Below are 13,444 nucleotides of genomic sequence, written 5' to 3'. Positions count from 1 at the left end.
GCGCGTCGGCGCCCTAGAAGGCGCCGGCGCGCCACCGCGCCCGCGCGGCGCGGGCCCTCGGCAGGTAGCGCAGCCGCTCGGGCAGCACCGGTACGAGGAGCCGTACGGCGGTGCTGAACCGCCGGAGCCGGCGCTCCTGCGCCGGGGTCCACTCCAGGCCGATGGCGGCCCGGGCGTCGGGCGGCATGTACCCGACGGTGACGAAGGCCCGGAAGCGCAGGTAGCCGACGCGCAGGACCGGCCAGGTCATCCGCAGCAGCAGCCGCAGGACCGGGGAGGCCGCCTCGGGGCGGGGCAGGTCCACCTCGGTGGAGAGCAGTTCCCGGGCGACCTTGGTCGGCTCGATCTCCTCGGCCAGCATCCGGTGGTAGTACGGCCAGAACTCCTCGACGCTCTGCGGCATGTCCCGGTCACGGAGCCCGAGGATCCGGCCGACCCGGAGCCACTCCGCGTACAGCTGCCGCTCCTGGTCGGGGGTGATGCGGCGGAAGAGGTAGCGCCCGGCGTACACGGCGACGGGGAAGCCGGTGGCGTGCACCCAGGCGTAGCAGGCGGGGTCGAGGGCGTGGTAGCCCCGGCCCCGGGTGTCGGTGCCCCGGATGCCCTGGTGCAGGCGGCGCACCCGGCGCCCTTCGGCGGCGGCCTCGGCCCCGCCGTAGACCCACAGCATCACGGACCGCAGGGAGCGCTCGCCGCGCCCCCAGGGGTCGGTGCGGAAGACCGAGTGCTGGTCGACGCCGGCCCCGACGGCGGGGTGGGCGACCTGCAGGGTGAAGGCGGCGGGCAGGGTCAGCAGCGAGCGGATGTCGCCGGTGGTGGTCCACAGCACCCCGCCGGGCGGCGGCGGCTCGGGGTCGAGGCGCCCGGGGATGCGGGCCGTGTCGTTCATGGGTCAATTATGCGAGCGCGAGAAGTCCTCGGTCCGGTCAGAAAGTCTTGTCATGGGTGTTACCCAGAGGTAACCGCGCCTGCTTGGATTACGGCGTCGATCTTCCCCCGCAGGATGACGGAGACCTCCATGCCGCAGATCTCGCACCGCCCGCGCCGCGCCGCCGCCACGGCCGTGGCCGCGACCGCCGCCGCAGCGCTCGCCCTCACCACCGCGCCCGCCGCCACCGCCGCCGAGGGCACCGCCGCGGCCCCGCGGCTGAGCGTCCTCACGTACAACGTGTTCCTGATGAGCAAGAGCCTCTACCCGAACTGGGGCCAGGACCACCGGGCCGCCGAGATCCCCAAGACCTCCTTCTACCAGGGCCACGACGTGGTGGTGCTCCAGGAGGCCTTCGACAACGGCGCCTCGGACGCGCTGCAGGCCAACTCCGCGGCGCAGTACCCGTACCAGACCCCGGTAGTGGGCCGCGGCAAGACCGGCTGGGACGCCACGGGGGGCTCCTACTCCACCACCACCCCGGAGGACGGCGGCGTCACGATCCTGAGCAAGTGGCCCATCCTGCGCAAGGAGCAGGTCGTCTACAAGGACGCCTGCGGCGCCGACTGGTGGTCCAACAAGGGCTTCGCGTACGTGGTGCTGAACGTGAACGGGGCCAAGGTCCACGTGGTCGGCACCCACGCCCAGTCCACCGACCCGGGCTGCGGCGCGGGCGAGGCGGCGCTGATGCGCAGCCGCCAGTTCAAGAACATAGACGCCTTCCTCGACGCCAAGAACATCCCGGCAAACGAGCAGGTCATCGTCGCGGGTGACATGAACGTGGACTCCCGCACCCCCGAGTACGCCTCGATGCTCGCGGACGCCGACCTGGCCGGCACCGACTCGCGCACGGGTCACCCGTACTCCTTCGACACGGCGCTGAACACGATCGCCAGCTACCGCTACCCGACGGACCCGCGCGAGGACCTGGACTACGTCCTGTACCGCAAGGGCAACGCCCGCCCGGCGGGCTGGGAGAACAACGTGGTCAAGGAGGAGTCGGCCCCCTGGACGGTCTCCAGCTGGGGCAAGTCCTACACGTACTCCAACCTCTCGGACCACTACCCGGTCATCGGCCGCTAGGCCGTCTCTTTCGGGTCTTGCCGGTCAAGCCCGCGGCGTCTGGTGCGGTGCCTCGCAAGGCGGAGGCACAGCGTGCGTACCGGACGTACTCGGCTGTGGCGACAACGCGGCGAGGTGCCGTACCAGGCGTCGCGGGTCTGGGGGTACCTCCCAGCGGTAGCTGGGGGAGCAAGATCCGGAAGAGACGGCCTAGGCCGCGCCCCAACCGGCCACCGCGCCCCCTCGTGAGGCGGAGCGGTCACATCTTTTGCGGGCGACGCCGGAACCGTTCCGCCGTCCTGCGTGTCACACCATGCAGGAGCGACCAACTCCCATGACCAGCAGGGGGAAACAACATGAGGTTCACCCGTTCCGTCGTCACCACCACCGCATTCGCCGCCCTGGCGCTGGGGGCGACGACCGCGCTGGCGGCGCCCGCCACCGCCGCGCCCAACACCACGCCGCAGAAGGTCTGCGGAAGCGCCTACAAGACCGTGAACTCGGCCGCCATCGGCTCGCTGGGCACCGTCTACCTGACGTACAACGCCGCGAACGGCAAGAACTGCGTCGCGACCATCCGCAACAACCCGGGTGCGGCCGTGGACATGGCCCTCTGGATCGAAGTTCCCGAAACCTGGGAGCGGGGCGAGGACTACGGCCGGTACACGTCGTACGCGGGCCCGGCCTACGTGTACGGCAAGGGCCACTGCGTCGACTGGGGCGGGGGCATCAGCAACGTGCACGTGCAGGTGTACAACTCCAACTGCGGCGCGCGCAAGGAGCACCGGGTCACCGAGGTCCGCTGACCCGAGCTCCTCCTGACCGCGGCGTTCTGTGCCGTCGTGCGGTCGTCGGGGGCAGCACTACGCCCCGACGACCGCACGGGAACCGCCGTGGTCCGCCGCGCCCCGGCCCCCCGCCTCGTCCCCGAGAGGCCCGTCAGGCCCGTCAGGCCTCGTACAGCCCCTCGATCAGCGCCCCGTACTTCTCCCGGACCACCCTGCGCCGCAGTTTCAGCGACGGGGTGAGCTCTCCCGTCTCCGGGCCCCACTCCTCGGCCAGCAGCCGGTACCGCTTGATCTGTTCGGTGCGGTTGAGGCGGGCGTTCGCGGCGGCCACCGCACGGTCGGTCTCCTCCAGGACGGCCGGGTGCTCTGCCAGCCCGGCGAGGGAGGTGGCCCGGATGCCTCGGGCGGCCGCCCACGCCGGGGCCAGTTCGGGGTCCAGGACCAGCAGGGCGACCAGGTAGGAACGGCCGTCCCCGTGCACCAGGGCCTGGCCGATCAGCGGGTGTTCCTTGACGGTGTTCTCCACCAGGGCCGGCGAGACGTTCTTGCCGTTCGAGGTGATGATCAGCTCCTTCTTGCGGTCCGTCAGCCAGAGGAAGCCGTCCTCGTCGAGCCGCCCGATGTCCCCGGTGGGGAACCAGCCCTCGGCGTCGGCCGCGCTCTCCACCGACCCGTCGGGGCGCAGGTAGCCGTCGAAGACGGTCGCACCGCGCGTGAGGATCTCCCCGTCCGCCGCCACCTTCAGCTCCAGCCCCTCGATGGGCCGGCCCACCGAGCCCAGCCGGAACCCGTCGGGGGTGTCGCTGTTGACGGTGCACACACCGGCGGTCTCGGTCAGCCCCCAGGCGTCCATGATGGTGATCCCCCAGCCGGCCCAGAACCGCACCACGTCGATCGGCATCGGCGCGGTGGCGCTGGCCGTCCAGACGAGCCGGTCCAGCCCCGCCAGCCGCAGCAGCGGATCCAGCACCCGCGCCTTCGCCACGGCGTACGAGGCTTCGAGCGCGGCCGGCACCTCCTCACCGCGCTCCCGGTGGCCGGCGCGGGCGCGCGCCACGTCCCCGGCGTCCTCGATGGCACGCCGCTGCTCCTCGGGCAGGCCGGCCAGGACGGCCCGTACGCCCGCGGCGAGCTTCTCCCACACGCGGGGCACCCCGAAGAACTGCACGGGGCGCAGCTCGCGGACCGCGGCCGCCACGCCGGTGGGGTCGGCGACCAGCCGGACGTGGGCGGCGCGCAGCAGGGGCAGGTAGATGCCGAGGATCCGCTCGGCGATGTGCGCGAAGGGCAGGTAGCAGACGTGCTCGGCGTGCTCGGGGAGCTGGACGTTGCGGTCGAGGCGGACGGACTGGAGCAGGATGTTGCGGTGGGTCAGGCGGACGCCCTTGGGGTCGCCGGTGGTGCCGGAGGTGTAGACGACCGTGAGGGGGTCCTCGGGGCGGGTCTCCTGCCAGGCCTTCTCGAAGTCGTCGGCGCGGTGCGGGCGGGCGCCGCTCGCGTACACGGAGGCGTAGGCGGTGTGCGGGCCGGTCTCGGCGGCCTCCGCGATGACGAGGCGTTCCAGCGCGATTCCGGGGTCGTCGAGCAGCGGCGCCCACCGGTCGCGTTCGCGGGCGCCTTCGACGACGGCCACCCGGGCCCGGCTGTGGCGGGCGATGTGGGCTATCTGTTCGGGCGCGGAGGTCCCGTAGACGGTGACGGGTACGGCGCCGAGGTGGACGAGGGCGAGGTCGCTGAGCCAGTGCTCGGGGCGGTTGCCCATCATCAGCAGGACGTGTTCGCCGCGCTCGACCCCGAGGGCGGCGTAGCCGGCGGCGAGGACGGCGATCCGGCGGCGGACCTCGCCCCAGGTGAGGGTCGTCCAGCCGTCCCCTTCGCGCCAGGAGAGGGCGGGCAGGTCCGCGTGTTCGGCGGCGTTGCGGGCCAGCAGGGCGGGGAGGGTGAGGTCGGAGGGTTGTCCGGGCAGTCGCAGGTTCGTGGTCATGGGCAGCTCCTGGACGTTTCACATCGTTGGTGCGACAGCAATACTGTTGAACCAAGCCGTGGAGCAGAGAGCGAGGCGCAGACGATGGCCGACCGGGCGACCGAGCCGATGCTCACCGTGGACGAACTGGCGTCCAGGGCCGGCGTCACCGTCCGCACCGTACGGTTCTACAGCACGCGCGGGCTTTTGCCCCCTCCTGTGATCGGACCGCGTCGTGTGGGGCACTACGGCCCGGAGCACCTGTCCAGGCTCGCGCTGATCGAGGAGCTCCAGCACCAGGGGATGACCCTGTCCGCGATCCAGCGCTATCTGGACGCCCTGCCGGACGACCTGAGCGCGCACGACCTGGCGATCCACCGGGCTCTGGTGGCGACCTGGGCGCCGGACGCGGCGCAGGAGGTGTCGCGGGCGGAGCTGGAGAAGCGGGCGGGGCGGAGCCTGTCGGACGGGGACCTGTGCCGGCTGGCCGCGATGAACGTGGTGTCGCCCTCCGGGGAGGGTTTCCGGGTGGACGTGGGTCCGCTGCGGCTGGGGGTCGCGCTGCTGGACGTACCGATCGCCCACGAGACGCTGCTGGTGGCGCGGGGCATCCTGCTGGAGCACGCGCGGACGGCGGCGCACCAGCTCACGGCGCTGTTCCGGGACGAGGTGTGGGGGCCGTTCACGCAGGACGAGGACGACCCGGAGCGGGTGGAGTCGATGAAGGCGCTGTCCGCGCACATGCAGCCGATGGTGGTGCAGGCGCTGGTGACGGCCTTCCAGCGGTCGCTGAAGGAGGAATTGCGGGCGGCGTTCGCCTCGGAGGGAGGGTAGGTTCGGCCGTATGGCGATCATCCACCACACCACGCTGTCCCCGACCAAACTCGAACTCCTGGCCGACTGGCTGCCGTTGAGGCCCTGGTACCGGGGCACGGAGAAGACCGCACCGCTGGCCAAGGCGGGCGGCTTCCGGCTCGACGACCCCGAGGGCGAGGTGGGCGTCGAGTTCATGGTGGTCACCGACTCCTCGGGCTCCGGCTCAGACACCGAATCCAACGCGGAGCCCGTCGCCTACCTGGTGCCGCTCACCTACCGGGGCGCCCCGCTGGAGGGCGCGGAGGCGGGCCTGATCGGCACCCTGGAGCACGGGGTGCTGGGCAGGCGCTGGGTGTACGACGGCGCCCACGACCCGGTCATGGTCGAGCAGTTGCTGGCGCTGCTGGCGGGCCGGGTGACGGCCCAGGCCCAGAGCGAGAGCGACACCCCCGACCCGACGGTCGAGGTCCGCTCCGAGGGTTCCGGCGCACCGGCGGGCCTCACCGGCCCCGGGACGGTGACGGACGCCGCCGGGCACACCGAGGTCGTGGTGGGCCCGGCGGGCCTGGACGCCCCGACCCTGACCCTGGCCCTGAACCGGGTGCTGCGTCCCGGACCCGCCCCCTCGGACGGCCTGCTCGCGCAGGTGCTGGCCGGCTGGTCCGCCCCGGACGGCTCCGGGCGGCGCGGGGCGTTCGCGTACCTCCGGCCGTAGGCCCGGTTCCCGGGCCCGCCTCCGCGGGCCCGGTCGGGCAGCGCCGGCAGCCAGCGCCGGCCGGCGTACGTCCTCGCCGGCCGGCGTACGTCTCGCTAGTCGGCGTACGTCTCGCCGCGCTCGGCCTTCGCCACGAGGGAGGCCGGCGGGGTGAAGCGCTCGCCGTACGTGGCGGCCAGCTCACGGGCGCGGGCCACGAAGCCGGGCAGGCCGCCCTCGTAGCCGTTGATGTACTGGATCACGCCGCCCGTCCAGGCGGGGAAGCCGATGCCCATGACGGAGCCGATGTTGGCGTCGGCGATGGAGGTGAGCACGCCCTCGTCGAGGCAGCGGACTGTGTCCAGGGCCTCGGAGAAGAGCATGCGCTCTTTCATGTCCTCGAAGGGGATCCGGGCGTCCGGCTTGGCGAAGTGCTCGCGCAGGCCCGGCCAGATGCGGACGCGCTTGCCCGTCTCGTCGTACTCGTAGAAGCCGGCCCCGCCACTGCGGCCCGGCCGGCCGAACTCCTCGACCATGCGGTCGATGACCCGGTCGGCGGGGTGCTCGGTCCACTCGCGGCCCTCGGCCTCGAAGGCCTTCCGGGTCTCGTTGCGGATCTTGCGCGGCAGGGTGAGGGTGAGCTCGTCCATCAGCGAGAGCACCTTGGCCGGGTAGCCGGCCTGGGCGGCGGCCTGTTCGACGGAGGCAGGCTCGATGCCCTCGCCGACCATCGCCACGCCCTCGTTGATGAACTGGCCGATGACGCGCGAGGTGAAGAAGCCGCGCGAGTCGTTGACCACGATCGGGGTCTTGTTGATCTGGCGGACCAGGTCGAAGGCGCGGGCGACGGCCTCGTCACCGGTGCCCTCGCCCTTGATGATCTCCACCAGCGGCATCTTGTCGACGGGCGAGAAGAAGTGCAGCCCGATGAAGTCGGCGGGACGCGCGACGCCCTCGGCCAGTCCGGTGATGGGGAGGGTGGAGGTGTTGGAACAGAGCAGCGCGTCGGGGGCGACGACGTCCTGAATCTCCTGGAACACCTTGTGCTTGAGGGCGGTGTCCTCGAAGACCGCCTCGATGACGGCGTCGCAGCCGGCCAGGTCGGCGGCGTCGGCGGTCGGGGTGATCCGGGCGAGCAGCTCGTCCCGCTTGGCCCCGGTGGTGCGGCCCTTGGCGAGGGCCTTGTCGAGCAGTTTCTCGGAGTACGCCTTGCCCTTGGCGGCGGCCTCGGGGGTGACGTCCTTGAGGACGACCTCGATGCCCGCGCGGGCGCAGGAGTAGGCGATGCCCGCACCCATCATCCCGGCGCCGAGGACCGCGACCTTGGTGACCTTGCGCGGTTCGGTGCCCTGGGGGCGGCTGCGGCCGGCGTTGACGGCCTGGAGGTCGAAGAAGAACGCCTGGATCATGTTCTTGGCGGTCTGCCCGGTGACCAGCTCGGTGAAGTACCGGGCCTCGATGGTCAGGGCGGTCTCGAAGTCCACCTGGGAGCCCTCGACGGCGCAGGCCAGGATGTTGCGCGGCGCCGGGTACGGGGCCCCGTTCAGCTGCTTCTTGAGGTTGGCGGGGAAGGCCGGGAGGTTCGCGGCGAAACGCGGGTTGGACGGGGTACCGCCCGGGATCTTGTAGCCGGGGACGTCCCAGGGCTGCTTCGACTCGGGGTTGGCGTCGATGAACGCGCGGGCCTTGGCCAGCATCTCCTCGGGGGTGGCGGCCAGTTCGTGGACCAGGCCGTTCTCCAGGGCTCGCCGCGGGTCGTACTGGGTGCCCTGGAGCAGCACCTTGAGCAGCGCGTCGGCGATGCCCATCAGGCGCACGGTGCGGGTGACGCCGCCGCCGGCGGGGAGCAGGCCGAGGGTGACCTCGGGCAGGCCGATCTTGGAGCCGGGCGCGTCGAGGGCGACGCGGTGGTGGGAGGCGAGGCAGATCTCGTAGCCGCCGCCGAGGGCGGCGCCGTTGATGGCGGCGACCACGGGCTTGCCGAGGGTCTCGATGCGTCGCAGCGAGCGCTTGATGGCGTTCCCGGTCTCGAAGGCGAGTCCGGCGTCCTCGGGGCGCAGCCGGATCATGTCCTTGAGGTCTCCGCCCGCGAAGAAGGTCTTCTTGGCGGAGGTGTAGATGATGCCGCGGATGGAGTCCTTCTCGGCCTCGGCGCGGTCGGCGACCGCCGCGATGGAGTCCTTGAAGGCCTGGTTCATGGTGTTGGCGGACTGGTCCGGGTCGTCGAGGACCAGGGTGACGACGCCGGTCTCGTCCTGTTCCCAGCGGATCGTGGTGGACTCGCTCATGTTCGCTACTTCCGTGTGAGGGGCGGATCGGGGATCAGGACGGGTCAGACGCGTTCGACGATGGTGGCGACGCCCATGCCGCCGCCGACGCAGAGGGTGACGAGGCCGTAGCGCTTGTCCTGGCGCTCCAGTTCGTCGATGACGGTGCCGAGCAGCATGGCGCCGGTGGCGCCGAGCGGGTGGCCGAGCGCGATGGCGCCGCCGTTGACGTTGACCTTGTCCAGGGAGACGCCCATGTCCTTGACGAAGCGCAGCACGACGCCGGCGAAGGCCTCGTTCATCTCGATCAGGTCGATGTCGTCGATGGTCAGCCCGGCCTTGGCGAGGGCCTTGCGGGTCGCCGGGGCGGGGCCGGTGAGCATGATGGTGGGCTCGGATCCGGAGACGGCGGCCGAGACGATCCGGGCGCGCGGGCGCAGGCCGCCCCGCTCTCCCGCCTCGCGGGTGCCGATGGCGACGAGCGAGGCGCCGTCGACGATGCCGGAGGAGTTGCCGGCGTGGTGGACGTGGTCGATCTTCTCGATCCAGTGGTACTTCTGGAGCGCGACGGCGTCGAAGCCGCCGAGGTCGCCGATGTCGGCGAAGGAGGGCTTCAGCTTGGCCAGGGTGTCGGCGGTGGTCCCGGGGCGGACGAACTCCTCGTGGTCCAGGACGACCAGGCCGTTGCGGTCGGTGACGGGGACCACGGACTTGGCGAAGCGGCCCTCCTTGATGGCGGTGGCGGCCCGTTCCTGGGAGAGGGCCGCGTACTCGTCCACGTCGCGCCGGGAGAATCCCTCGATGGTGGCGATGAGGTCGGCGCCGATGCCCTGCGGGACGAAGCCGGTGTCCCAGTTGGTCATGGGGTCGGCGAACCAGGCGCCGCCGTCGGAGGCCATCGGGACGCGGGACATGGACTCCACGCCGCCGGCGAGGACCAGGTCCTCCCAGCCGGAGCGGACCTTGGCGGCGGCCAGGTTGACGGCTTCCAGGCCGGAGGCACAGAAGCGGTTCTCCTGTACTCCGGCCACCGTGTCCGGCAGGCCCGCGGCGATGGCCGCGATGCGGGCGATGTCGGAGCCCTGGTCGCCGACGGGGCCGACGACGCCGAGCACGATGTCGTCGATGGCGGCCGGGTCCAGATCCGGGTTGCGCTCGCGCAGGGCGTGGATGAGGCCGACGACCAGGTCGATCGGCTTGGTGCCGTGCAGGGCGCCGTTGGCCTTGCCGCGGCCGCGCGGGGTGCGGATCGCGTCGTATACGTAAGCTTCGGTGCTCACTGGTCAAGCCTTTCGGAGGTGTCCAAGGGGTGGGCCGGGGGTGGTCCAGGGGATGGTCCGCGGGGAGGCCCCGGGGGAGGTCCCGGGACCGGTGCGCCGGAGGGTGGTCAGCCGAGGAGGGAGCGGCCGATGATCTCCTTCATGATTTCGGTCGTGCCGCCGTAGATGGTCTGGATGCGGCCGTCGGTGAATGCCCGCGCGACCCGGTATTCGGTCATATAGCCGTAACCGCCGTGCAGTTGGAGGCAGCGGTCGGCGACCCGCTTCTGGAGTTCGGTGGCCCACCACTTGGCCATCGAGGCGTGGACGTGGTCCAGCTCGCCGTGGGCGTGGTCGGTGATGCAGCGGTCGAGGAAGGTACGGGTGACCGCGCACTCGGTGGCCATCTCGGCCATCTCGAAGCGGACGTGCTGGAGTTTGGAGAGCGGCCGGCCGAAGGCCTCGCGCTCCTTGACGTACGTGGTGGTGATCTCCAGCAGGTGTTCGGCGGCGGCGATGGCGGCCATCGCGATGCCGAGGCGCTCCTGCGCGAGGTTGGTCATCAGGTGGAGGAAGGCACCGTTCGGCTCGCCGAGCAGGTTTTCCTTGGGGACGCGTACGTCGTTGAAGAAAAGTTCGGCGGTGTCCTGGGCCTTCTGGCCGATCTTGTCGAGGTTGCGGCCGCGTTCGAAGCCCTCCGCGCCGCGCTCGACGACGAGGAGGGACAGTCCGTGCGCCCCGCCTTCGGGGGTGGTCTTCGCGACGACGATCACCAGGTCGGCGAGGATGCCGTTGGAGATGAAGGTCTTGGAGCCGTTGAGCAGCCAGTGGTCGCCCCGGTCCTCGGCGCTGGTGCGGATCCCCTGGAGGTCGGAACCCGCGCCCGGCTCGGTCATCGCGATCGCGGTGACGGTCTCGCCGGAGCAGAAGCCGGGCAGCCAGCGGCGTTTTTGCTCCTCGGTGCCGAGCGAGGTCAGGTAGGGACCGATGATGTCGTTGTGCAGGCCGATCGCCAGCCCCGGGGTCCCGGCCCGGGTGAACTCCTCGGCGAGCACCGCCGCGTAGCGGAAGTCCGGGTTCCCGCCGCCTCCGTACTCCTCGGGGACGGCCAGGCCCAGCAGACCCTGCCGGCCGGCGGCCCGCCAGGCGTCCCGGCTGACGATGCCGTCCTTCTCCCACTGCTCGTAGTGCGGCAGCACCTCCTTGTGGAGGAAGGTGCGTACGGTCTCGCGGAACGCCTCGTGGTCGGCGTCGTAGATGCGTCGTCGCATCGGGGCCCCCTACAGCCAGCTCTTGACGGTTTCGATCAGCCGGGCGGGCTCCGGGCCGACCGGCGTGACGTTGAGCATGGTGACCCCGGCCTCCCGGAAGGCCTCGACGCGCTCGCGCACGTACCCCTCGGGGCCGCAGAGGGTCATCAGCTCGCAGAACTCGTCCGGGACGGCCGCCGCCGCGTCGCGCTTGCGGCCGGCGAGGTACAGCTCCTGGATCCGGCGGGCCTGCTCCCCGTACCCGTAGGCCACGGCGAGGTCGTTGTAGAAGTTCTTGCCGACGGCGCCCATCCCGCCGACGTACAGGGCGATCTGGGGCCGCGCGAGGTCCCGTACGGCGGCCGCGTCCTCGCCGATGGCCAGCAGGCCGCCCGCGACGGTCCGGAGCGGGCCGAGCTCCGGCGGCCGCTTGGCGGTGCCCTCGGCGAGGGCGCCGCCCCACACGGCGCGGGCCTTCTCGGGGATGAAGAGGGTGGGGAGCCAGCCGTCGGCGATCTCGGCGGTCAGTGCCACGTTCGCCGGGCCGAGGGAGGCGACGTAGACGGGGATGGCGTCCCTGACGGGGCGGGTGAGGATCTTCAGGGGCTTGCCGTGCCGGCCGCCCTTGGCGGCGGGCAGCGGCATGTCGGTGATGCCGTGGTGGTCGATGGTCTCGCGGCGCCAGATCCGCCGGCACAGCTCGACGGTCTCGCGGGTCCGGCCGAGCGGCTTGTCGTACGGCTTCCCGTGCCACCCCTCGATCACCTGCGGGCCGGAGGCCCCCAGACCGAGCAGGGCCCGGCCGCCCGACACCGCGTCCAGGCCGGCGGCGGTCTGGGCGATGAGGGCGGGGGTGCGGGAGTAGACGTTGACGATGGCCGAGCCGATCTTCATCCGCTCGGTGCGGGCCGCCAGGTAGCCCATGATCGTCGGGGAGTCGAAGCCCCAGGCCTCGGCGACCCACACGGCGTCGAGACCGGCGGACTCCAGCGCGGCCGCCTCGTCGGCGGCCCGGCGCGGGTCACCGGCGTAGTCGAGCAGCATGGACAGTTCCATCAGGCCTCTTTCGGGAGCAGCGCGGGTACGCCCCAGTCGGCGGCCACCGACGCGGTGTCCGCGCCGGGCAGGGCGGGTCCGGAGGTGACGCGGGTCGGGGTCGCGGAGAAGCGCGGGGCGGGGGCGGGCTGGGTGATCCCGCCGTACTCGGTGAAGGTCCCCCGGGAGGCGAGGTGGGGGTGGTGCGGGGCCTCGCGCAGCGAGAGCACGGGCGCCACACAGGCGTCGGTTCCCTCGAAGAGCGCCGTCCACTCCTCGCGCGTACGGGACTTGAAGCGGGCGGCGACGGCCTCGCGCAGCTCGCCCCAGCGGGCGAGGTCCTTGCGGGCTGGTGCCCGGTCCCCGATGCCGAGCAGTTCCACGAAGGTGTCGTAGAACTGCTGCTCCAGCGCGCCGACCGCCATGTACCCGCCGTCGGAGGTCTCGTAGGTGCCGTAGAAGGGGCAGCCTCCGTCGAGGAGGTTGGCCCCGCGCCGGTCCTGCCAGCCGCCGGCCGCGAGCATGCCGTGGATCATGGCGGTGAGGTGGGCGGTGCCGTCGACGATGGCGGCGTCCACGACCTGGCCGGCGCCCTGCGGGGTGCGGGCGTGCTGGAGGGCGGCGAGGATCCCGATGACGAGGTAGAGCGAACCGCCCGCGTAGTCGCCGACCAGGTTGGCGGGGACGGCCGGGGGCTCGCCGGGGCTGCCGATCATGCCGAGCGCGCCGGTGACGGCGATGTACGCGATGTCGTGCCCGGCGGTGTGGGCCAGCGGCCCCTCCTGGCCCCAGCCGGTCATCCGGCCGTAGACCAGCTTCGGGTTGCGGGCGAGGCAGTCGTCCGGGCCGACGCCGAGCCGCTCGGCGACCCCGGGGCGGAACCCCTCGATCAGTACGTCGGCACGCTCGGCCAGGTCCAGCACCCGGGCGGGACCCCCGGCGGCCTTCAGGTCGACCAGCACGGAGCGCTTGTTGCGGTTGGTCACGTCGTGGACCGGGTCAATGGCGAGACCGCCGCCGCCCGGCCGGTCCACGCGGACGACGTCGGCGCCGAGGTCGGCGAGGAGCATGGCGGCGAACGGGCCGGGGCCGATGCCCGCCAGTTCCACGACGCGTACTCCCGCGAGCGGGCCTGCTGTCACTGCCATCGAGCCCCCGGCATCCTGGTGTGAGGGTGGGTGGGTGTGCGTGTGTGTGACACAACTGATGTAACACCAGTGATGCTAGGAACGCGTACCACTCAGCACAAGAGCAAGCGCTTAGCCGGTTTCGCCTATGGCTCGTTCGCGCCGGGAGCGCGGGCGCCGTTGGAGCGGGCGGCGTTCGAGTGGGGAGTTCCCGCCCGGCTGCCACCGGAAGTCCCGGCGCCGTTCCGGCCGGGA

At 72.0% G+C, this 13,444-nt stretch carries 11 protein-coding genes; 4 read left to right on the top strand and 7 right to left on the bottom strand.

Annotated features, from left to right (window positions below):
• Window positions 1–13 precede the first annotated feature (13 nt).
• Window positions 14–889, bottom strand: a complete 876-nt coding sequence (locus ACFY7H_RS00430) for an oxygenase MpaB family protein (RefSeq protein ID WP_388930926.1) — start codon at window positions 887–889, stop codon at window positions 14–16.
• 129 nt (window positions 890–1,018) lie between these two features.
• On the opposite strand from ACFY7H_RS00430, the gene sph reads away from it, so the two are divergent.
• Together sph and ACFY7H_RS00420 are read left to right on the top strand one after the other, a co-directional pair.
• Window positions 1,019–2,011: a sphingomyelin phosphodiesterase gene (gene sph, locus ACFY7H_RS00425; protein ID WP_388932212.1), complete on the top strand. Its 993-nt coding sequence runs from the start codon at window positions 1,019–1,021 to the stop codon at window positions 2,009–2,011.
• Window positions 2,012–2,346: 335 nt separating this feature from the next.
• Window positions 2,347–2,796 carry a spore-associated protein gene (locus ACFY7H_RS00420; RefSeq protein WP_388930924.1) on the top strand — a complete coding sequence of 150 codons (450 nt, stop codon included), beginning with the start codon at window positions 2,347–2,349 and terminating at the stop codon, window positions 2,794–2,796.
• A gap of 142 nt (window positions 2,797–2,938) precedes the next feature.
• On the opposite strand, the gene ACFY7H_RS00415 is transcribed toward ACFY7H_RS00420, so the two are convergent.
• Window positions 2,939–4,762, bottom strand: coding sequence for an AMP-dependent synthetase/ligase (locus ACFY7H_RS00415; protein ID WP_388930920.1), 1,824 nt, complete (start codon window positions 4,760–4,762; stop codon window positions 2,939–2,941).
• A gap of 84 nt (window positions 4,763–4,846) precedes the next feature.
• On the opposite strand from ACFY7H_RS00415, the gene ACFY7H_RS00410 reads away from it, so the two are divergent.
• Together ACFY7H_RS00410 and ACFY7H_RS00405 are read left to right on the top strand one after the other, a co-directional pair.
• The gene (locus ACFY7H_RS00410; RefSeq protein WP_388930917.1) at window positions 4,847–5,575 is read left to right on the top strand and encodes a MerR family transcriptional regulator; all 729 of its coding nucleotides are present in this window, start codon (window positions 4,847–4,849) and stop codon (window positions 5,573–5,575) included.
• A 10-nt stretch (window positions 5,576–5,585) separates the two neighbouring features.
• Window positions 5,586–6,272, top strand: coding sequence for a 1,4-alpha-glucan branching protein (locus tag ACFY7H_RS00405; protein WP_388930915.1), 687 nt, complete (start codon window positions 5,586–5,588; stop codon window positions 6,270–6,272).
• Between the two features lie 95 nt (window positions 6,273–6,367).
• Here ACFY7H_RS00405 and ACFY7H_RS00400 read toward each other — a convergent pair whose 3' ends face one another.
• The 5 genes from ACFY7H_RS00400 to ACFY7H_RS00380 form a co-directional block, all read right to left on the bottom strand.
• Window positions 6,368–8,539 carry a 3-hydroxyacyl-CoA dehydrogenase NAD-binding domain-containing protein gene (locus tag ACFY7H_RS00400; RefSeq protein WP_388930912.1) on the bottom strand — a complete coding sequence of 724 codons (2,172 nt, stop codon included), beginning with the start codon at window positions 8,537–8,539 and terminating at the stop codon, window positions 6,368–6,370.
• A gap of 44 nt (window positions 8,540–8,583) precedes the next feature.
• Entirely contained in the window at window positions 8,584–9,798 is a 1,215-nt protein-coding gene (locus ACFY7H_RS00395; protein WP_388930909.1) for an acetyl-CoA C-acetyltransferase, read from the bottom strand.
• 107 nt (window positions 9,799–9,905) lie between these two features.
• A complete protein-coding gene (locus ACFY7H_RS00390; protein ID WP_388930906.1) occupies window positions 9,906–11,048 on the bottom strand; it encodes an acyl-CoA dehydrogenase family protein in 1,143 nt (380 codons plus the stop codon).
• Between the two features lie 9 nt (window positions 11,049–11,057).
• On the bottom strand, window positions 11,058–12,083 hold the full coding sequence (locus tag ACFY7H_RS00385) for an LLM class F420-dependent oxidoreductase (RefSeq protein WP_388930903.1): 1,026 nt from the start codon (window positions 12,081–12,083) through the stop codon (window positions 11,058–11,060).
• Complete coding sequence (locus ACFY7H_RS00380) at window positions 12,083–13,210, bottom strand: CaiB/BaiF CoA transferase family protein (protein WP_388930900.1); 1,128 nt, start codon at window positions 13,208–13,210, stop codon at window positions 12,083–12,085. Before ACFY7H_RS00380 ends, ACFY7H_RS00385 begins: the two co-directional genes overlap by 1 nt.
• Window positions 13,211–13,444 lie beyond the last annotated feature (234 nt).

The organism is Streptomyces sp. NPDC012794 (assembly GCF_042901085.1).
Taxonomy (GTDB): domain Bacteria; phylum Actinomycetota; class Actinomycetes; order Streptomycetales; family Streptomycetaceae; genus Streptomyces.
The sequence above is the reverse complement of the archived record's forward strand: the minus strand, read 5'-3'. Positions and strand labels throughout refer to the sequence as shown.

Coding starts and splice junctions, on each gene's coding strand:
- ACFY7H_RS00430 (WP_388930926.1), bottom strand. CDS start 889: ATGAACGACACGGCCCGCATCCCCGGGCGCCTCGACCCCGAGCCGCCG.
- ACFY7H_RS00420 (WP_388930924.1), top strand. CDS start 2,347: ATGAGGTTCACCCGTTCCGTCGTCACCACCACCGCATTCGCCGCCCTG.
- ACFY7H_RS00405 (WP_388930915.1), top strand. CDS start 5,586: ATGGCGATCATCCACCACACCACGCTGTCCCCGACCAAACTCGAACTC.
- ACFY7H_RS00380 (WP_388930900.1), bottom strand. CDS start 13,210: ATGGCAGTGACAGCAGGCCCGCTCGCGGGAGTACGCGTCGTGGAACTG.
- ACFY7H_RS00410 (WP_388930917.1), top strand. CDS start 4,847: ATGGCCGACCGGGCGACCGAGCCGATGCTCACCGTGGACGAACTGGCG.
- ACFY7H_RS00390 (WP_388930906.1), bottom strand. CDS start 11,048: ATGCGACGACGCATCTACGACGCCGACCACGAGGCGTTCCGCGAGACC.
- ACFY7H_RS00415 (WP_388930920.1), bottom strand. CDS start 4,762: ATGACCACGAACCTGCGACTGCCCGGACAACCCTCCGACCTCACCCTC.
- ACFY7H_RS00400 (WP_388930912.1), bottom strand. CDS start 8,539: ATGAGCGAGTCCACCACGATCCGCTGGGAACAGGACGAGACCGGCGTC.
- sph (WP_388932212.1), top strand. CDS start 1,019: ATGCCGCAGATCTCGCACCGCCCGCGCCGCGCCGCCGCCACGGCCGTG.
- ACFY7H_RS00385 (WP_388930903.1), bottom strand. CDS start 12,083: ATGGAACTGTCCATGCTGCTCGACTACGCCGGTGACCCGCGCCGGGCC.